General features: G+C 40.1%; 19 protein-coding genes and 1 pseudogene. 3 read left to right on the forward strand and 17 right to left on the reverse strand.

All coding sequences use genetic code 11. The features are described 5' to 3' along the window. Positions 1-277: 277 nt before the first annotated feature. From HT714_RS07595 to HT714_RS07670, 16 genes are all read right to left on the reverse strand, one after another. The gene (locus HT714_RS07595) at positions 278-1093 is read right to left on the reverse strand and encodes an endonuclease/exonuclease/phosphatase family protein (protein ID WP_172923551.1); all 816 of its coding nucleotides are present in this window, start codon (positions 1091-1093) and stop codon (positions 278-280) included. A gap of 51 nt (positions 1094-1144) precedes the next feature. Beyond that, entirely contained in the window at positions 1145-3325 is a 2181-nt protein-coding gene (locus HT714_RS07600; RefSeq protein ID WP_173225330.1) for a PTS transporter subunit IIBC, read from the reverse strand. Positions 3326-3731: 406 nt separating this feature from the next. After that, positions 3732-4658 carry a permease-like cell division protein FtsX gene (gene ftsX, locus HT714_RS07605; RefSeq protein WP_000625541.1) on the reverse strand — a complete coding sequence of 309 codons (927 nt, stop codon included), beginning with the start codon at positions 4656-4658 and terminating at the stop codon, positions 3732-3734. Beyond that, the gene (gene ftsE / locus HT714_RS07610; RefSeq protein ID WP_000022265.1) at positions 4651-5343 is read right to left on the reverse strand and encodes a cell division ATP-binding protein FtsE; all 693 of its coding nucleotides are present in this window, start codon (positions 5341-5343) and stop codon (positions 4651-4653) included. Before ftsE ends, ftsX begins: the two co-directional genes overlap by 8 nt. A gap of 17 nt (positions 5344-5360) precedes the next feature. Continuing rightward, a protein-coding gene (gene prfB, locus HT714_RS07615; protein ID WP_172923548.1) for a peptide chain release factor 2 occupies positions 5361-6456 on the reverse strand; the annotation gives its coding sequence in 2 pieces (ribosomal slippage) (positions 5361-6383 and positions 6385-6456; 1095 coding nt in all). Between the two features lie 107 nt (positions 6457-6563). After that, a complete protein-coding gene (locus HT714_RS07620) occupies positions 6564-7220 on the reverse strand; it encodes a CBS domain-containing protein (protein WP_172923547.1) in 657 nt (218 codons plus the stop codon). Positions 7221-7687: 467 nt separating this feature from the next. Further along, entirely contained in the window at positions 7688-8398 is a 711-nt protein-coding gene (locus tag HT714_RS07625; protein WP_050091862.1) for an ABC transporter ATP-binding protein, read from the reverse strand. Next, positions 8398-9162: an ABC transporter ATP-binding protein gene (locus tag HT714_RS07630; protein ID WP_172923546.1), complete on the reverse strand. Its 765-nt coding sequence runs from the start codon at positions 9160-9162 to the stop codon at positions 8398-8400. The genes HT714_RS07625 and HT714_RS07630 overlap by 1 nt, the downstream gene beginning before the upstream one ends. Then, on the reverse strand, positions 9162-10118 hold the full coding sequence (locus HT714_RS07635) for a branched-chain amino acid ABC transporter permease (protein ID WP_000662290.1): 957 nt from the start codon (positions 10116-10118) through the stop codon (positions 9162-9164). Before HT714_RS07635 ends, HT714_RS07630 begins: the two co-directional genes overlap by 1 nt. Before the next feature lie 3 nt (positions 10119-10121). Then, complete coding sequence (locus tag HT714_RS07640) at positions 10122-10991, reverse strand: branched-chain amino acid ABC transporter permease (protein WP_000941427.1); 870 nt, start codon at positions 10989-10991, stop codon at positions 10122-10124. 266 nt (positions 10992-11257) lie between these two features. Next, complete coding sequence (locus HT714_RS07645) at positions 11258-12418, reverse strand: ABC transporter substrate-binding protein (protein ID WP_173225327.1); 1161 nt, start codon at positions 12416-12418, stop codon at positions 11258-11260. Between the two features lie 84 nt (positions 12419-12502). Continuing rightward, on the reverse strand, positions 12503-12769 hold the full coding sequence (locus HT714_RS07650) for a YlbG family protein (RefSeq protein ID WP_050223575.1): 267 nt from the start codon (positions 12767-12769) through the stop codon (positions 12503-12505). Positions 12770-12847: 78 nt separating this feature from the next. Then, a complete protein-coding gene (gene clpP / locus HT714_RS07655; protein ID WP_000613475.1) occupies positions 12848-13438 on the reverse strand; it encodes an ATP-dependent Clp protease proteolytic subunit ClpP in 591 nt (196 codons plus the stop codon). A gap of 173 nt (positions 13439-13611) precedes the next feature. Further along, positions 13612-14241, reverse strand: a complete 630-nt coding sequence (upp, locus tag HT714_RS07660; protein ID WP_000515974.1) for a uracil phosphoribosyltransferase — start codon at positions 14239-14241, stop codon at positions 13612-13614. Between the two features lie 88 nt (positions 14242-14329). Further along, the gene (locus HT714_RS07665; RefSeq protein WP_000136973.1) at positions 14330-14797 is read right to left on the reverse strand and encodes a cytidine/deoxycytidylate deaminase family protein; all 468 of its coding nucleotides are present in this window, start codon (positions 14795-14797) and stop codon (positions 14330-14332) included. 18 nt (positions 14798-14815) lie between these two features. Next, positions 14816-15373, reverse strand: coding sequence for a TetR/AcrR family transcriptional regulator (locus tag HT714_RS07670; protein ID WP_000004135.1), 558 nt, complete (start codon positions 15371-15373; stop codon positions 14816-14818). 124 nt (positions 15374-15497) lie between these two features. On the opposite strand from HT714_RS07670, the gene HT714_RS07675 reads away from it, so the two are divergent. The 3 genes from HT714_RS07675 to HT714_RS07685 are packed head-to-tail and all read left to right on the forward strand — an operon-like array spanning position 15498 to position 18145. Beyond that, positions 15498-16343, forward strand: coding sequence for a DegV family protein (locus HT714_RS07675; RefSeq protein ID WP_173225320.1), 846 nt, complete (start codon positions 15498-15500; stop codon positions 16341-16343). 58 nt (positions 16344-16401) lie between these two features. Next, positions 16402-17574: an NAD(P)/FAD-dependent oxidoreductase gene (locus HT714_RS07680; RefSeq protein WP_173225317.1), complete on the forward strand. Its 1173-nt coding sequence runs from the start codon at positions 16402-16404 to the stop codon at positions 17572-17574. 49 nt (positions 17575-17623) lie between these two features. Further along, complete coding sequence (locus tag HT714_RS07685) at positions 17624-18145, forward strand: DUF1697 domain-containing protein (RefSeq protein WP_173225314.1); 522 nt, start codon at positions 17624-17626, stop codon at positions 18143-18145. Between the two features lie 41 nt (positions 18146-18186). Here the strand turns inward: HT714_RS07685 and HT714_RS07690 are convergent. Then, a pseudogene (locus HT714_RS07690) lies at positions 18187-18375 on the reverse strand (TipAS antibiotic-recognition domain-containing protein); the annotation flags it as partial. Positions 18376-18550: the final 175 nt, after the last annotated feature.

An 18550-nucleotide genomic window follows, 5' to 3' on the forward strand; every position in this document is an offset into this window, starting at 1 on the left:
CAATGAAAATCAAAGAGCAAACTAGGAAGCTAGCCGCAGGCTGTACTTGAGTACGGCAAGGTAAAGCTAACGTGGTTTGAATTTGATTTTCGAAGAGTATTAGGCGATTTCCAGTAGCTTCTCTAATAAGAAAAAGGCTGGAATTTTATAATCCCAACCTCTTTTCATACTCAATGAAAATCAAAGATCAAACTAGGAAACTAGCCGCAGGCTGTACTTGAATACGGCAAGGCGACGTTGACGTGGTTTGAATTTGATTTTCGAAGAGTATCAGTTATTATTTCCAGTTTAAAATAGCACTCAAGCCATAGTGATCACTGACTTGCGGACTATTGTTACCATCAAATACAACATGTAAATTTTCTACCTCTAACTCTTTGGTAGTAAAAACATAGTCGATTCGAAGGGGTTCAGTGTTCCCTTTCCATCCATCTATTTCTGGTGGAACAGTATAGCTACCACTTTTCTCTTGAGCAACTTCAAAAGCGTCTTGTAAGCCCAATGGACTAGCTAAAATAGCTTGGTAGCCTTCCTTACCGGCTGGGTTGTTGAAATCTCCAGCTAGCAAAAGTGGCTTATTCAATTCTTTCAAGACAGCTTCAAATCGTGCCCATTCTTCTTGGAAACCTTTATCCCACCAAGAAAGGTGGACACTTGCAACTGCAAGCTCCTTACCATCAACTACAGTTTCAGCCAAGGCAACACGGCGAGTATGATAGTCTGTTGGATCATCCACATCTGAAACCAAAATTTCTCTGGCTTCAATAGGTGTTTTAGACAAGATAGCTACACCTTCGTGGTAGCGATCATAACCGATATGGTTATAGGCCCAGGTCCAGTAGTAATTTTTCCCTTGCTCAGACAACTTTTCAACCAAGAGTCTAACATAGTGATCTTGGTGAATAGGCTCAGCTGCTGGCAAAGCTTGATAAAGATCATTGACCTCCACCTCTGGCGATGTGATCTCCTGATTGATTTCTTGGAAACAAATCAAATCATAGTCTTTTTCAAGAATATCCTCAAGCAAAATCTGGAATTTTTCCTCTGCTTCTTTTTCCATCCAACTGTGAGTATTGAGTGTTAAAAATTTCATGCTTTTCTCCCAAAATAAGAGGTTGGAATACAGCTTCCAACCTCAAGTATATTACAATTCTACTTTAGCAACTGCTGTTTTAGCTGCAAGAGAACCTGTTTTTTCTAATTTAACTGATTTAATTGCATCACCATTTGTGAAGACAACTACTGTTGAAGTTTCACGTCCTGCTGCACGGATAGCATCCAAGTCAGCTGTGACAAGGAGATCTCCTGCTGCAACTTTTTGTCCTTCAGCAACATGAACTGTAAATGGTTTACCTTCAAGACTTACTGTGTCCAAACCAATGTGAACCAATACTTCAAGACCTGCTTCAGTCACAATACCAAGAGCATGTTTTGTTGGGAAGATGCTTGATACAGTACCTGAAACTGGAGATACGATATTTCCATTTGCTGGTTCTACTGCAAATCCATCACCCATCATTTTTTGAGCAAATACTGGATCTTTTACTTGTTCCAAAGCAACAACTTGACCGTCTGCTACTGAGTAAACTTCCTCAGTAAGACCTTTGAAGTGAACAGTGTTTTGTTGTGCTTCAGTCATTTGGCTTGGAAGAGTTTCAGGAATGATTTCACCTGAATCAAGGATATCTTGGATATCAGATTTCAATACGTCTGCTTTTGGACCGTAGATAGCTTGAACCCCTTGTCCTTTCATGACAAGACCCATAGCTCCTTCTGCTTTCCATTGCTCTGCATTTCCTACTTTATCTGCATCTTTAACAGTTACACGAAGACGAGTCATACATGCGTCAACATCAACGATGTTTGCACGTCCACCAAGAAGGTTGATAATGTTTACAGCTTGAGAGCCTGCTGCAACTTTTACTTCGCTACTAGACTCTTCTGAACCTTCAGCAGTTTCGTAGTTTCCGTTACGCCCTGGAGTTGCGTAGTTGAATTTTTGAATCATGAAGTTTGCGATAAAGTACATGATTACGGCAAAGAGAACAGTTACCCAAACGAAGTTAATGATATCCATACCGATACCAGCATTAATTGCTAGTGGTGTACGAGTCAAGAACTCGATTGAACCGAATGAGTGGACACGTAGGTTTACTACGTCAGCCATAGCGAAGGCAGCACCTTGAACAAGTGAGTAAACAAGATACATAGGTGTTGCTACAAACATGAACATGTATTCGATTGGTTCAGTAACCCCTGTCAAGAATGTTGCAAGAGCTGTCGCAATCATCATACCTTTGTATTTGTGTTTCTTGTCAGCATCAACATTACGGTAGATAGCCACAACCACACCCATCAAGATACCGAATGAACCGATCATTTGTCCAACTTTGAAACGAGCTGGATGTACTGTATCTAACAAGTGTTGGTATTGACTAGCATCAGTACCTTTAAGGTTTACAAGGTCTGTTACCCATGCAAGCCAAAGTGGATCTTGACCAAATACTTGACTACCTTTAGCTGCACCAGTTAAGACATCATAAGTACCACCAAGAGCTGTGTAGTTCATTGGGATAGTCAACATGTGGTGAAGACCAAATGGCAAGAGCAAACGTTCCAATGTACCATACAAGAATGGTGCAAGGATTGGAGCAGTTTCTTGTGAGTTGGCAATCCAGATACCAAAGCTATTGATACCAGTTTGCACAAGTGGCCAGAAAGCAGCAAGTACAATTGCAGCAATTATTGAACGAAGAATAACTACAAATGGTACAAAACGTTTTCCGTTAAAGAATGAAAGTGCATCAGGAAGCTTACGGAAGTTATAGTATTTATTGTAAGCAGTTGCTCCAATAAAACCAGAAATAATCCCTACGAATACACCCATGTTAAGTGCTGGAGCTTCCATAACACTAATGAAGTAATCAGCAACTTTGATTGATCCACCAAAGAGAGTTGTTACCATAGCTTCTGGATTTTTCAACATATCTCCTGATACACCAAAGATTGTACCAGTGATACGGTTGATTAGGATAAAGGCAAGACCAGCGGCGAAAGCACCACCAGCACGTTCTTTAGCCCAGCTACCTCCAATGGCTAGGGCGAACAAGATATGAAGGTTAACGATAACCCCCCAACCGATTTGTTCTAGTACACCACCAGTAATAACAAGTGGTGCAAAGGTTGGGTTAATCATCACGATAGACTTACCGATTGAAATCATCAAACCAGCAGCCGGCATAACCGCGATAACCACCATCAAAGCCTTACCGAATTTTTGCCAAAATTCGAAAGACAAGACATTTTTGAATGTATCTTTCATCATTCAAATCTCCTTTATTTTTATTTAGGCAAACGTTTTACGAAAACGTTTGCACCTTTTATGATTTAATTATACCACTTTATTTTTTTTTGTAAAGGCTTTTATAAAAAAAATTACACTTTTTCAAAAAAATTTCCAGTGCAAAATTTCAAGTTCAAATTAGTCATCAAGAAGTCTTCTCTGGGAGACTTCTTTATACTCTTCGAAAATCTCTTCAAACCACGTCAGCGTCGTCTTACCGTATATATGTGACTGACTTTCTACAACCTCAAATCAGTATTTTGAGCATCCTGTGGCGAGCTACCTAGTTTGCTCTTTGATTTTCATTGAGTATTAGAAGTCCCTTTTCAAAAACTCTTGTAGCAAAAAAGGAGATTTTACAACCTCCTCATAAAAGTAATTATTTTACCTAAATCTTCAAGAATCGGCGCATGGATATTCCTGATCCCAATGAACCAATGAAAATTCCAATCACAAATAGTAGGGCAATCATCAAAGGACTAAATAAATCTGGACTAATCATGGATAGATTTTGCCCTACCAACGATTTGTTGACAGATTGGTAAACCATTTGATAAACAATAAAGACCAAAACAGATGGTGCGATAGCTCCCAATAAACCGATAAAGGCTCCTTCTAACAAGAACGGTCCACGGATATAACTGTTTTTAGCTCCGACCAAGCGCATGATTTGAATTTCGCGACTGCGGGAAATAATGGTAATACGAATGGTATTTGAAATCAAGAAAACTGCGACAAAAATTAACAAAGCAGCAATCCCTAGTCCCCAAACACGGATAAATGAAGCTAACTTGAAGAGTCTTTCTGTATTGGCACCGCCATCTTGAACCTCAGAGACACCTTCAATTTTTTTAGCATCTTCGGCTATAGTTTTTACATCATTTGGAGTGTTTGCCTCTACAATATAGGCATCATAGAGAGGATTGGCATCTCCTTCAAAGATTTTCCAGTTATCTCCCATTGTCTCGGTTAATTTTTCATATTGTTCTTCTTTACTTGAAAAGGTAACACTCTTAACCGTAGACATGTTCTTCAAAGAATCATATACCTTGTGGTAGTCATTATTTGTAACAGTTTGACCTTCTTTTTCAATTGTCTGACTGTTATCTTCCACATCCTTTCGGATATAAACTACTACACGGACATTATTTTCAATATCTGTAGCTAGTTTCGCTGTATTGAAAATAACAGAAGCAAATATTGCCACTAAGGTCAAAGTAATCATGACTGAACTGACAGCAGCTACTGTCATCCAACCATTTCGTTTCAAACTTTTTAAGGCTTCAAATAAATGGCGAAAAAATCTACTAATCATCGTATCCATACTCTCCTTTTGATTCGTCACGAACGACACGGCCATTTTCAATGGCAATGACACGGTGGCGCAAGGTATTTACAATCTGGCTATTATGAGTCGCCATCAAAATAGTTGTCCCTTGTAGGTTAATCCGTTCCAAGAGATTCATAATTTCCCATGAATTGTCAGGATCCAGGTTTCCTGTTGGTTCATCGGCTATCAGTACTTTGGGATTATTTACAATGGCACGCGCAATCGCAATCCGCTGTTGCTCCCCACCTGAGAGTTCATTGGGGAAAGAACGAACCTTGTGCTTCAAGCCAACCAAGTCCAAAACTTCCATCACTCGTTTTTTGATATTACGGCGATTTTCCCCGATTACTTCCATAGCGTATGCAATATTCTCATAGACCGTTTTCTTTGGCAAGAGTTTATAATCCTGGAAGACAACCCCAACACTACGACGTAGAAGCGGGACATCTTTCTTTTTAATCTTAACCAGATTAAAACCAGCAACTGATAGGCTTCCTTTATCGATTTTTACTTCACGATACAGAGAACGAATAAAAGTTGACTTACCTGCTCCTGAAGGTCCTACGATGTAAGCAAATTCCCCCGGTTGAACGCTGACCGAAACACCGCGTAGGGCAGTCGTTCCGTTGTCGTATTTTTTGACGACATCTCTCATTTCAATGATTGACATATGAGTTCCTTTCTATCTTAGCTAATGCGCCACTTGAGATAGGCATCGATAAAACCATCTAGGTCCCCGTCCATAACCTTATCTACCTGAGCAACCTCAAAGCTAGTTCGGTGATCTTTTACCATAGTATAAGGTGTGAAGACATAAGAACGAATTTGGCTTCCCCATGTGATTTCTTTTTTCTCACCCTTGAGGGAATCTACCTCCGCAGCTTTCTTCTCTTGCTCCATTTGATAGAGTTTAGCCTGCAACATCTTCATAGCTCGATCTCTATTTCCATACTGGGTACGATCCACTGTTGATTGGACAACAATTCCAGTTGGAATGTGGGTTAAACGTACACCTGTTGAAACCTTGTTGACGTTTTGTCCACCGGCACCACCTGAACGGAAGGTATCCATCTTGATGTCATCTTCCCGGATTTCCACTTCAATGGTATCGTCCAACTCAGGCATCACTTCTACAGATGTGAAAGAGGTATGACGACGTTTGGCAGAGTCGAACGGCGAAATTCGCACCAAACGGTGCACACCCATTTCTGACTTGAGAAGGCCGTAGGCATTAGGACCTTCAAATGATAAGGTTACCGACTTAATACCTGCCTCATCACCTGCTTGGTAATCCAATACTTCCACTTTAAAGCCTTTAGCATTACCATAACGAGTATACATACGAAGCAACATATCGCCCCAGTCCTGCGCCTCAGTACCACCAGAACCTGGATGGATTTCCAAGATGGCATTGTTGTGGTCATAAGGTTCTGACAAGAGTAGAGTCATCTCGTAGCTGGTCATCATCTTATCAAGTTCGGATAACTGCGTTATCAATTCTTCATGCACCGACTCATCTTCAGATAAAAAGTCCAATAAAATTTCAACTTCATCCTGCAACTCTTCCATTTTGTGGAAGGTGTTGTAGGTGTTTTTTAATTCATTTAATTCTTGCGACGTTTTTTGGGCCGCGATATTATCGTTCCAAAAATCAGGTTCAGTCATCTTATTTTCCAAGATGGCAATCTCTTCCTCTAGACCTTCTAGGTCAAAGAGACCCCCTGAAAGAAGATAATTTTTCACGATTTGTGTCAATTTTCTGACGGATTACTGAAATGTCCATAAATACTCCTTTTTTACATCATTTCATTATAGCATATTTTATCATTTCTTTCCATCTTTTGCTATAATCCCTTTTTTATGAAAAAAGAAGCCTTTGGGCTTCCCTTTTTACAAGACTTTTGCTGAAGTGCGAGTGATTTCTTCCACTTGAATACCATTTGCTTCAAATTTTTCTTTCAAGGCTGGTAAATCAATTGATCCATCGATTTGAACTTCGATAATCACCTTACCATCCTTACGCGGAATATTGACTATATGAGAGATATTCAAATTTTCTTCAACGATTAGAGAAACAATCTTACTAAGAACGCCAACTTCATCTTCTGTAACAAAGCGCACACGAATTCCTTCTTCACCATAACCAGCAATTTCAAGAAAGGCTTGGAAAACGTCACGGTCCGTAATAACTCCGTATACTTGATGATTATCTACGACAGGAAGAATACCAATCTTGTTTTTCAACATCAGATAAGTTGCATCTTCTAGACTCGCATAGCCTGAAACAGTGACAACGTCACGAATCATGACATCTTTTACTTTTGTCTTATTCAGAAGATAGTTCATCTCATAGATAGAAAGACTTGTTGCTTTGGATGGACTAGCTTGCGCAATGGTTCCTTCAGTCACCAAACCAACCAATTGATCATTTTCGATAACAGGCAAGCGGTGCAACCCTTGCTCTCTCATCAAATCTGCTGCATGAGATACTGTTGTATCTGGACTAATATACACTACCTTGCGGGTCATAAAATCTTTAACTGCCATGAGACTTCTCCTTTTCTATTCTTATCCCTATTATACAATCTTTTTGTAAATCTATCAAACGCTTACATTTCTTTTTCAAAATTCAGAAAAGTATGAATAAGCTAGCAAAAAGAGCTCTAAAATCGAGCTCTGTGAATGAAGGTTAGAAACGTTTCATTCGATTTTTTCAATTATTAGAAATTAAGCTTTCAATGTAGATGAATATTGCTTTGCAATCTAAATATGCCGACTAAAAAGGTCCACTGGACTATAATGATGATTACTTCGTAATTTCCATCCGCAACCTAAACTAGTCTCCCAGACTATGCGAAGATTACTTCGTAATCCTTATCCACCGACTAAAAAGGTCCACTGGACTATAATGATGATTACTTCGTAATCTTCATCCACCGACTAAAACAATCCACTGGATTTGATGATTGCTTCGCAATCTCTATTCACCGACTAAAAAGGTCCCCCGGACCTTTTTAGCCACCTAGATATGCTTTTCTGACTTCTTCTGATGAAGCGAGTTCTTTTCCTGTTCCGGATAGGACGATTTTTCCTGTTTCCAGCACATAGCCTCGGTCAGAGATTGCGAGTGCCTTATTAGCATTTTGTTCAATCAAGAGGACGGTTGTTCCTTGCTTCTGGATGTCTTGAATGATATCAAAAATCTCTTGGATAAAGATTGGGGCAAGTCCCATTGATGGTTCATCTAAAAGAAGAAGTTTTGGTGTTGACATGAGGGCGCGTCCCATGGCAAGCATTTGTTGTTCTCCTCCTGAAAGAGTAGCTGCATCTTGGTTCTTCCGTTCTTCAAGACGAGGAAAGCGTGAAAAGACCTTCTTCAAGTTAGCTTGATTTTCTTCACGATTTTTCTTCAAGAAAGCTCCCATTTCAAGATTTTCCATAACAGTCAAGCCAGGAAAGACGTGGCGGCCTTCTGGAACTTGTGAAAGACCACCTGCCACGATTTTTTGAGCTGGCATTTTTTGGATTTCTTGATCTAAAAATTCAATCTTTCCTGAACTCGGTCTAACCAAACCAGACAAGGTACGGAGAATGGTTGTCTTACCTGCACCATTGGCACCGATAAGGGAAACGACTTCTCCTTCATTCACTTCAAAGCTTACATCACGGACTGCTTGGATCATGCCGTAATGCACAGAAAGATTATCAACTTTTAACATAGACATTAGGCTTCACCTCCTAGATAAGCTTCGATAACGCGTTTATTGGTCTTAATTTCTTCTGGAGTTCCCTGAGCAATCAAACGACCGTATTCGAGTACGTAGATGCGTTCTGTTACTTCCATGACCAGATTCATATCGTGTTCAATCAGCATGATCGTAATTTTAAATTCATCTTTGATGCGACGAATTAACTCAGTCAATTCGGCTGTTTCCTGCGGGTTCATACCTGCTGCTGGTTCATCTAAGAAGAGAATTTTAGGTTCCGTAGCGAGGGCACGAACAATTTCCAAACGACGTTGTTGTCCGTAGGCAAGATTTTTAGCAAGCGTTTCTGCATCACCATCTAAATCAAAGATTTTCAACAATTCCAAAGCCTTAGCCTTTAATTCTTTTTCACTCTTGTAAAAAGCTGGTAAGCGTAAGAAACTAGCAAAAACATGTTGTTTGTGATGGTTGCCAAAAGCAATCAAAACATTGTCCAAAACTGTTAAATCTTTAAAGAGACGGATATTTTGGAATGTACGTCCAAGTCCCAAAGAAGCAATCTTATAAGGTGACTTTCCATTCAAAAGGTGACCATCTAGGGTTACTGTTCCCTCGCTTGGTTCATAAACACCCGTCAAGAGGTTGAAAAGAGTGGTTTTCCCAGCTCCGTTTGGACCGATTAGTCCAACCAGTTCCCCTTCGTTCAATTCAAGAGTCACATCTCCAACAGCTGTTAGACCGCCAAAATGTTTGGTTAACTGTTTTACTTCAAGTAATGCCATTAGTTTTGTTCCTCCTTCTTAGATTTTTTAAAGAAACGTGATAGGCTCAATTCCCATGTTCCAAGAAGTCCACCTGGTCTGAAAATCATTACCAAGACCAAGGCCAAAGCGTAAATAATCATACGCACGCTGGCAACATCTTGGAGAAGCATATTCAAAATTCCCAGAACAATAGCTGAAACAATGGCACCTGTAATGGAACCAAGTCCACCAAATACAACAATGATCAAAACGTTGATTGAGTTAATGAATGTATAATCTTTCGGTACAACAGACCCGATAAATCCTGCCTGAAGTGACCCTGCAATACTTGCAGTAATGGCACCAAAGACAAAAGCGATAATTTTAATTTTAGTCGTATTAACCCCAACAGACTCAGCAGCGATTTCATCCTCACGAACGGAGAGGGTTGAACGACCAATAGGGCTACGCAAGAAGTTCAAGGTTGCAATGGTTGTAATCACAACAAAGAAGTAAACCATTTGCCAAGTTGTAAAGTTTGGAATTCCCAAGATACCTGCTGCACCATTTGTAAGGCTTCCGCCATTGATGATAAAGATACGGATAATTTCAGAAACACCTAGAGTCGCTACCGCAAGATAGTCCCCCTTCAAGCGCAAGGTTGGAATCCCGACAAGTAAGGCAACTGCTCCTGAAAGTAAAGCCCCTACAAGCATGGCTCCAAAGAAGGCACCGTAGGTTGGTGATTTAGAACCAATAATAGCTGCTGCATAGGCACCAATCGCCATAAAACCAGCATGACCAAGTGAAAATTGTCCTGAAAAACCAACGATTAAGTTGAGACCAACAGCCAGAATAATATTAATTCCAATTTGTTGTAAAATCTGTACATAGAATAGGTTGAGTACTCCGACTGAAACCAGTACACTAATCAAGCCATAGCCAGCTAACAAAAGGAGTAACCATAGAATATTAACTTTTAAATTTTCTTTCATCGCTTACACCTTCTCTTTCACATTTTTACCAAGGATACCAGCTGGGCGGACAATCAAGATCAACAACAAAATTCCATAAACAATGGCATCACGGAAGTCTGACATTCCAAAGGCTGTCGCAAAGGTTTCCAATAGACCAATCACAAAACCACCAAGAGCCGCACCAGGAATGATTCCGATACCACCAAGTACTGCGGCAACGAAAGACTTAAGACCTGGAGTAACCCCCATCAAAGGCTCAAGAGAGTTATAATAGAGGGCAATCAGAACACCAGCTGCACCCGCAAGAGCTGAACCCAAAGCGAAGGTAAAGCTGATAGTACGGTTTACATTGATCCCCATCAATTGCGCCGCATCGCTATCTACTGATACTGCACGCATGGCTTTCCCCATCTTAGTCTTTTGGACAATGACTTGTAACAAAATCATCAAAATCAAGGAAATGGCCAAAATCATTAACTGCACGTTTGTTAGGCTAACTGGTCCCAGATCATAGCGAACTGTTTGAATCGCTTGAGGGAAGGCACGAGTATTGGCACCAACCAGATAGACCATGCCATACTCCAATAGGAAAGAAACCCCAATAGCTGTAATCAAAACAGCAATACGAGTAGAGTGACGCAAAGGTCGGTAAGCAAGGAACTCAATCACGACACCAAGAATAGCTGTCGCTAGCATAGCTACAATAAGCGCTACAAAGAAATTCATTTGGAAAGAATTGATCAAGAAATAACCGATAAAGGCTCCCATCATATAAATATCACCGTGGGCGAAGTTGATGAGCTTGATAATTCCGTAAACCATGGTATATCCTAGAGCTAACAGCGCATAAACACTACCTAGAATCAAACCATTTACTAGTTGTTGGAGCATAAGATTCACTCTTTCTATTTATAATTTTGAGAGTTTCCCCTCACTTTTTGATAGGTTCTTATACTCAATGAAAATCAAAGAGCAAACTAGAAAACTAGCCGCAGGTTGCTCAAAGCACTGCTTTGAGGTTGTAGATAAGACTGATGAAGTCAGTCACATATATAATCCAAGACGACGTTGACGCAGTTTGAAGAGATTTTCAAAGAGTATTAAACACCGAAACAGGGAGTGAGTCCGAGGCTCATTCCCTATTTCAACATTTTCTATTATGGTTTTACAACTTCTGCTGCTTCAACCTTACCATTGTTCATGGTCATCATGTAAGCAGTTTTGACTGTGTTGTGGTCCGCATCGAAGCTTGTTTGACCAGTTACACCTTCAAAATCTTTTGTTTTAGCAAGATTATCCTTGATTTCACCTGAGTTTTTAGCACCTTTTGCTGCATTTGCTACAAGGTGAACTGAGTCATAAGCCAAGGCTGCAAATGTTGAAGGCTCTTCATTGTACTTAGCACGGTATGCATCAAGGAAGGCTTTTGCTTTAGCTGAAACTTCTACAGTAGTTGAGAAGCCTGAAATAAAGTAGATGTTTGATGCTTTTTCAGCAGTTGCTTGTTGTACAAACTCTTCACCGTTGAATCCATCACCACCAACGATTGGTTTGTCAATTCCCATACCACGCGCTTGGTTTACAATTTTACCAGCTTCAGTATAGTAACCAGGAACGATGATAGCATCAAAATCTTTCCCTTTCATTTTTGTAAGGGCTGCTTGGAAGTCTGTGTCACCTGCTACGAAAGTTTCATCTGCAACGATCTCACCCTTGTATGATTCGCGGAAGGCTTTAGCAATCCCTTTAGCATAGTCACTGGCATTGTCAGTGTAAAGAACAACTTTCTTAGCATTTAATTTTTCAGAAACATAGTTTGAGATAATTTTTCCTTGGAAGCTATCTTGGAAAGTTCCGATAAAGAGGTAATCTTGACCTTTAGTCAATCCATCTTGAGTCGCACTTGGCGAAATCAATGGAACACCTGCTTTTGTAGCGTTCGCTACCGCAGCTGCAGTTGCACCAGATGTCGCAGGTCCTACGATTGCTGATACTTTAGATTGGGTTACAAGGTTAGTTGTTACTGAAGCAGCCTCAGCTGTTTCAGACTTGTTATCTTTATCGACTACTTCGATTTGTTTTCCATCGATACCACCTGCAGCATTGATTTCGTCAACAGCAAGTTGGGCACCTTTTTGTTCAGATGTTCCGTAGGCTGCTACGGCACCAGTTTCTTCGAAGTTAAATCCGATTTTGATTGTCTTTTCCTCTACTGAGTTACCAGCAGTGTTGACTGCTCCAGACTTTACTTCTCCACAGGCTGCAAGAAGTGCTACACTTGCAAGCGCCACAAAGGATAGGGCAAATTTTTTCTTCATCTTTTTTTGTCTCCTTATTTCTTAAATAGTCTGTTAAGAATATACCGAATTATCAGAAAATTGTCAACACTTTTCTTTAAATTTTTATCTGATAACGTTTTCCTCTCGATAAAGATTGCCCACAAAGGGTGTTTCCAGCTCTTGGATATGACAAACTCTGACTTTTTTTATAAACTTTTCCTTGCTCAAGCGCCCGACCAATTGCTCCACTTCTTGAGTTGGAACATAGAGTTGTAAGTAACGATGTTTCTTGGAATGATAGGTAATATCTCCATAATCCTGCAATTTTTTGGCATCACGATTATAGTAAAGATAGATAATCAAGCCAGAGCGATTGACTTTTTCAAACATGATAAATCCTCTTTCTAAGAACTCTCTCCCTATTATACCAAAAAAAGCAAACCCAGTCGAGTTTGCCTTCTTTCATCATTAGTTCAATGAATTGTTGGCCATGATTTCATCAATAAAGCCATATTCAAGTGTTTCTTGGGCACTCATCCAGTTATCGCGTTCTGCATCTGCGTGGACTTTTTCGATTGACTGACCTGAATTTTCAGCCAAGATTTTTTCCAAGGTATTACGAGTTTTAAGCAAATGTTCTGCAGCGATCGCCATATCAGTCTGTTGGGTACCACCACCTGTACCACCCATTGGTTGGTGAATCATATACTCTGCATTTGGAAGCATGAAGCGTTTACCTTTTGCTCCACTTGATGCAATGACCGTCCCCATAGATGCGGCCATACCCATAACGATGGTTTGAACATCTGCCTTGATAAAGTTCATAGTATCAACGATTGCCAAACCAGCTGAAACGGAACCACCAGGTGTATTGACATAAAGGTAAATATCTTTTGTACTATCTTGGGCATCCAAGAAAAGCAATTGGGCAATAACAGAGTTGGCCATGTTGTCTTCAACTGGACCAGTCAGCATAATGATGCGGTCTTTGAGAAGACGTGAGTAAATATCGTAAGAACGTTCTCCACGGCTTGTTTGTTCAATAACTACAGGAATCATTTATTTCTCCTTTTGAGTTTTATTTTTGTTGGTCAAATGACTGAAGATAAGACTATTATAATATCTTGGTCAAAAAAGGTCAAACTTTTGCTCTGCTTTCATTAGACAGAAACAAAAACCCAACCTCCTTTCGTGACTGGAAATACTTTTCCAAGTCATTCTTCTTTTCGATCTTATTTTGTACCGAACAAGCGGTCTCCAGCATCTCCAAGACCTGGAACGATATAACCGTGTTCGTTCAAACGTTCATCCAAGGCAGCTGTAAAGATTTCTACATCTGGATGAGCTTCTTGAAGGGCTTTTACACCCTCTGGAGCAGATACAAGGCAGACAAATTTAATATTTGATGCGCCACGTTTTTTAAGCGAGTCAACAGCCAAGATCGCTGATCCACCTGTTGCCAACATTGGGTCTACCACAAAAATTTGACGTTGGTCAATGTCCTCAGGCAATTTCACCAAGTATTCAACTGGTTGAAGCGTTTCTTCATCACGGTACATACCGATATGGCCAACTTTGGCAGCTGGAACCAAGCTCAAGAGACCATCAACCATCCCGATACCTGCACGCAAGATTGGAACGATGGCCAATTTCTTACCAGCCAATTGTTTTTGAACTGTTTTTGTAATTGGTGTTTCGATTTCCACATCTTCTAGTGGAAGATCACGAAGTACTTCATACCCCATCAACATTGCAATCTCATCTACTAGCTCACGAAAAGCTTTTGTAGAAGTATCTGTACGACGCAAGATTGACAATTTGTGTTGAATCAGTGGATGATTTATAACTTCAATTTTTCCCATTTTTGGAATTCCTTCTTTCAATTTATTCTTCTTATTATACCAAAAAACGGTTTAAAAATCTTTCTAAACCATTTGTTTTTGATAATTTTTACATTAGATCAGCCTCTTTAAGAGCGGCCTGTACGGTCTCAAGTGGTAAATGAGTTAATTCTGTTCCTTTTTCTTGATAAAGGTATTGGGCATAGTCATCCATTCGGTACTGGTTAATATAAACTACGCGCTTGCAACCGACCTGAAGTAATTGTTTGGTACAGTTGAGACAAGGAAAATGCGTCACATAGGCCGTAAAACCTTTAGGAACACCACGTTCTGCACCTTGGAGAATGGCATTAACCTCAGCGTGAAGGGTACGAACACAGTGGCCTTCAATGACCAGACATTCATGGTCAATACAATGCTCAGTCCCTGACACCGAACCATTGTAACCAGTGGAAATAACCTTATTATCCTTTACCAGAATTGCGCCCACTTTGGCACGTTTACAAGTGGAACGATTGGCAATCAGTAGGGCTTGGGCTGCAAAATACTCATCCCAAGCTAGTCTTTTTTCAGTCATATCTCTTCTCCTTTTTCTCTATTTTTTAAAAAATGGTAAACCTAAGTCTGCAATCTTTTCAGCTGGTACCTTCATGCCATCCTTGATCCATTTTAGGAGGACAGATACAATGGCTGAGCTCCAGAAGGAATGAAGATAAGAGCTGACACCTTTTGATTTCCCATGGTATTTTTCTAGAAATTCCTGCATGGCTTGGACAAAGATTTTTTCCAGATGGTAATCCAAGGCCAATTGAATCACTCTGGCTTCCTTTCTTGCCTCCCGGAAAAGGTGAACCCATACCAGATAAAGGTCTGTCTTTAGATCGTAATGATGCAGCTGCTCCATGATATTATGGACAGTTCGTTTAAAGACGCTTTCTAAAATTTCTTCTTTGGAATCATAATTACGGTAAAAGGCTGCACGAGAAACGCCTGCACGTTTGACCAATTCAGAAATACTAATCTTGGTCAAGTCCTTTTTTTCCAAGAGCTGCAAGAGGGCTGTTTCGATGGCTTCTCTGGTTAATAAATTGGATTCTTGGTTTGATTTTCTGAGATTTTCAAGAGACTTTTCAGAGATTCTACGTTCAGACATAACATTTTCTTTCTACTTGTCACAACAGACGGATGAGGCTTTTGTTTCAAGGGCTTTCATGATATAATTGTAAAAAAAGACAGAACCTTTGTCAATGTATAACTGACAAAGATGGAGAATTTCTATGACTTGGAAGATTATTGCTGACTCTGGTTGTGATTATCGTCAGCTGGAGACACCAGCTATTGACACGACCTTTGTAAGTGTTCCCTTAACCATTCAAGTAGCTGATCAGGTCTTTGTTGATGATGCCAGTCTTGATATTGACCAAATGATGGAAACCATGTATGCAACTGCAGAAGCTTCAAAATCAGCTTGTCCAAGCCCAGATGATTATTTGCGAGCATTTGAAGGAGCCAAAAACATTTTCCTAGTAACCATCACTGGTACTCTTTCTGGCAGTCACAATAGTGCTCAACTAGCCAAGAATATTTATCTGGAAGACCATCCTGACACTAAGATTCATGTAATTGATAGTTTGTCTGCTGGCGGGGAAGTTGACTTGCTCGTAGAAAAATTAAATGACTTGATTGACCAGGGCCTATCTTTTGAAGAAGTGGTTGAAGCTATCACTGCTTATCAAGAAAAAACCAAGTTGCTCTTTGTCCTAGCCAAAGTAGATAACTTGGTGAAGAACGGCCGTTTGAGTAAGCTTATCGGTACAGTCGTTGGCCTTCTCAACATCCGTATGGTTGGAGAAGCTAGTGAAACTGGAACTCTCGAATTGCTACAAAAAGCAAGAGGACCAAAGAAGTCGATTCAAGCAGCCTATGAAGAGTTAGTGAAAGCAGGATATGCTGGTGGCCGTATTGTCATGGCCCAACGCAATAACGAGAAATGTTGCCAACAGCTTTCAGACCGAATCCGTGAAAATTTCCCACAGGCGGATATTAAAATTCTCCCAACATCTGGTCTCTGCAGTTTTTATGCAGAAGATGGTGGTTTGCTGATGGGATATGAAATTGATTAATTGCATTCTTGACAAGAGGTGACCATCATCTCTTGTTTTTTTGTGGTACAATAGAGCTATGAAATATTTTGATACTATTGTCATCGGTGGAGGACCTGCTGGCATGATGGCTACGATTTCCAGTAGCTTTTATGGACAGAAAACCCTCCTCCTCGAAAAAAATCGGAAACTTGGAAAAAAATTAGCTGGGACAGGTGGGGGACGTTGCAATGTAACCAACAACGGAACTCTAGATGACCTACTAGCTGGAATCCCTGGAAATGGGCGCTTTCTCTACAGTGTCTTCTCCCAGTTTGATAACCATGATATCATTAACTTTTTTACAGAAAATGGTGTTAAACTTAAGGTCGAAGACCACGGCCGCGTCTTTCCTGCCAGTGACAAGTCTCGGACCATTATCGAAGCCTTGGAAAAGAAAATCACTGAACTAGGTGGTCAAATTGCTACTCAAACCGAAATTGTTTCGGTTAAAAAAATCGACAACCAGTTTGTCCTTAAGTCCGCAGACCAAACCTTCACTTGTGATAAACTCATTGTCACAACTGGTGGGAAATCCTATCCTTCTACTGGTTCAACTGGTTTTGGTCACGAGATTGCCCGCCATTTCAAACATACCATTACCGAACTTGAAGCCGCTGAAAGTCCTTTGTTGACAGATTTTCCACACAAGGCCTTACAGGGAATTTCATTGGATGATGTGACCCTAAGTTATGGAAAGCATGTCATCACTCACGATTTGCTCTTTACCCACTTTGGTTTGTCTGGCCCTGCTGCCCTGCGTATGTCTAGTTTTGTCAAGGGTGGGGAGCTTCTCTCACTGGATGTTTTGCCTCAACTTTCTGAGAAGGACTTGGCTGCATTTCTAGAAGAAAATCGGGAAAAATCCTTGAAAAATGCTTTAAAATCTTTATTACCTGAGCGCTTGGCTGAATTTTTTGTGCAAGTCTATCCTGAAAAAGTCAAACAACTGACTGAAAAGGAACGAGAACAACTTATCCAGTCTATCAAGGACCTCAAAATCCCTGTGACTGGCAAAATGTCCCTAGCCAAATCCTTTGTTACCAAGGGGGGCGTCAGTCTCAAGGAAATCAATCCTAAAACTTTGGAAAGTAAACTAGTCCCTGGACTCCACTTTGCTGGCGAAGTACTGGATATCAATGCCCACACAGGTGGCTTTAACATCACTTCTGCCCTCTGTACTGGCTGGGTGGCGGGATCAAACCCAATCTAAATCTAAATTATTCGATGGCTAAATCAGCCCCAAAAAGAAAGGAACGACTTTGGAACATATTATCTTGCTAAGGGGAGTTACTCCTAATGGAAAAAATGCTATCCCTAAAATGTCTTATCTAGTAGATATCTTGACAGAAGTTGGTTTTCAACAAGTTCGAACTTATATTCAAAGTGGAAATATCATTCTTGAAAGTGACTTAGATTTAGAAACAATACGAGAACGTGTTCATACTCTGATAAAGGAAAAAATTGGGGCCGACTTAAAAATGGTTATCAAGAACAAAAGTGATTTTACAAAAATTGTCCAAGAAAACCCGCTTGGAGAACACTATCTTTATGACCGTATACACGTGATTTTTTATCAAGAATCTATTCAAAGCCTCCCTTTAGAAAAATTGAAAATTGATTACGGCGAAGAAGAAATTTATGTCGGTAACCATTGTCTTTACCTCTATCTCCCTAGAACTGCAAAACAAAAAAAGCTCAATACTAACTATCTTGAAAAGCTTTTCAATGTAGATTTGACCATGCGAAAACTAAATGTAGTAGAAAAATTATTAAGCAAGTAGTGATTGAATTTAGTAAAAATCGGAAGAATACTCCTCCGATTTTATTTTGTCTGAGTTTGGACATAGTGGGCAATGACATCTGATGTGTACTGGGCTGTTCCTGGGCCAAATTTGTCAATGTTTTCCTTAAATTCTGGGTTGTAGACGTAGCCTTTACCGATATGACCGAATACCTCAATAGAGCAGTCAAATCCATAAGTACGGATGGCTTGCAAGAGTTTAGCAGCTTCTTTTATATGGTACATGATTTCCTCCTTATACTCAATGAAAATCAAATAGCAAACTAGAAAGCTATCCGCGGGTTGCTCAAAGCACTGCTTTGAGGTTGTAGATAAGACTGACGAAGTCAGTCACATATATAATCCAAGGCGACGCTGACGTGGTTTGAAGAAATTTTCGAAGAGT

Source organism: Streptococcus sp. 3705, from assembly GCF_013277145.1.
In the GTDB taxonomy this organism is placed as follows: Bacteria; Bacillota; Bacilli; order Lactobacillales; family Streptococcaceae; genus Streptococcus.

Excerpts from the sequence above, each read along its gene's own strand:
- HT714_RS07595 (WP_172923551.1), bottom strand. The coding sequence starts at position 1,093 with ATGAAATTTTTAACACTCAATACTCACAGTTGGATGGAAAAAGAAGCA.
- HT714_RS07600 (WP_173225330.1), bottom strand. The coding sequence starts at position 3,325 with ATGATGAAAGATACATTCAAAAATGTCTTGTCTTTCGAATTTTGGCAA.
- ftsX (WP_000625541.1), bottom strand. The coding sequence starts at position 4,658 with ATGATTAGTAGATTTTTTCGCCATTTATTTGAAGCCTTAAAAAGTTTG.
- ftsE (WP_000022265.1), bottom strand. The coding sequence starts at position 5,343 with ATGTCAATCATTGAAATGAGAGATGTCGTCAAAAAATACGACAACGGA.
- HT714_RS07620 (WP_172923547.1), bottom strand. The coding sequence starts at position 7,220 with ATGGCAGTTAAAGATTTTATGACCCGCAAGGTAGTGTATATTAGTCCA.
- HT714_RS07625 (WP_050091862.1), bottom strand. The coding sequence starts at position 8,398 with ATGTCTATGTTAAAAGTTGATAATCTTTCTGTGCATTACGGCATGATC.
- HT714_RS07630 (WP_172923546.1), bottom strand. The coding sequence starts at position 9,162 with ATGGCATTACTTGAAGTAAAACAGTTAACCAAACATTTTGGCGGTCTA.
- HT714_RS07635 (WP_000662290.1), bottom strand. The coding sequence starts at position 10,118 with ATGAAAGAAAATTTAAAAGTTAATATTCTATGGTTACTCCTTTTGTTA.
- HT714_RS07640 (WP_000941427.1), bottom strand. The coding sequence starts at position 10,991 with ATGCTCCAACAACTAGTAAATGGTTTGATTCTAGGTAGTGTTTATGCG.
- HT714_RS07645 (WP_173225327.1), bottom strand. The coding sequence starts at position 12,418 with ATGAAGAAAAAATTTGCCCTATCCTTTGTGGCGCTTGCAAGTGTAGCA.
- HT714_RS07650 (WP_050223575.1), bottom strand. The coding sequence starts at position 12,769 with ATGTTTGAAAAAGTCAATCGCTCTGGCTTGATTATCTATCTTTACTAT.
- clpP (WP_000613475.1), bottom strand. The coding sequence starts at position 13,438 with ATGATTCCTGTAGTTATTGAACAAACAAGCCGTGGAGAACGTTCTTAC.
- upp (WP_000515974.1), bottom strand. The coding sequence starts at position 14,241 with ATGGGAAAAATTGAAGTTATAAATCATCCACTGATTCAACACAAATTG.
- HT714_RS07665 (WP_000136973.1), bottom strand. The coding sequence starts at position 14,797 with ATGACTGAAAAAAGACTAGCTTGGGATGAGTATTTTGCAGCCCAAGCC.
- HT714_RS07670 (WP_000004135.1), bottom strand. The coding sequence starts at position 15,373 with ATGTCTGAACGTAGAATCTCTGAAAAGTCTCTTGAAAATCTCAGAAAA.
- HT714_RS07675 (WP_173225320.1), top strand. The coding sequence starts at position 15,498 with ATGACTTGGAAGATTATTGCTGACTCTGGTTGTGATTATCGTCAGCTG.
- HT714_RS07680 (WP_173225317.1), top strand. The coding sequence starts at position 16,402 with ATGAAATATTTTGATACTATTGTCATCGGTGGAGGACCTGCTGGCATG.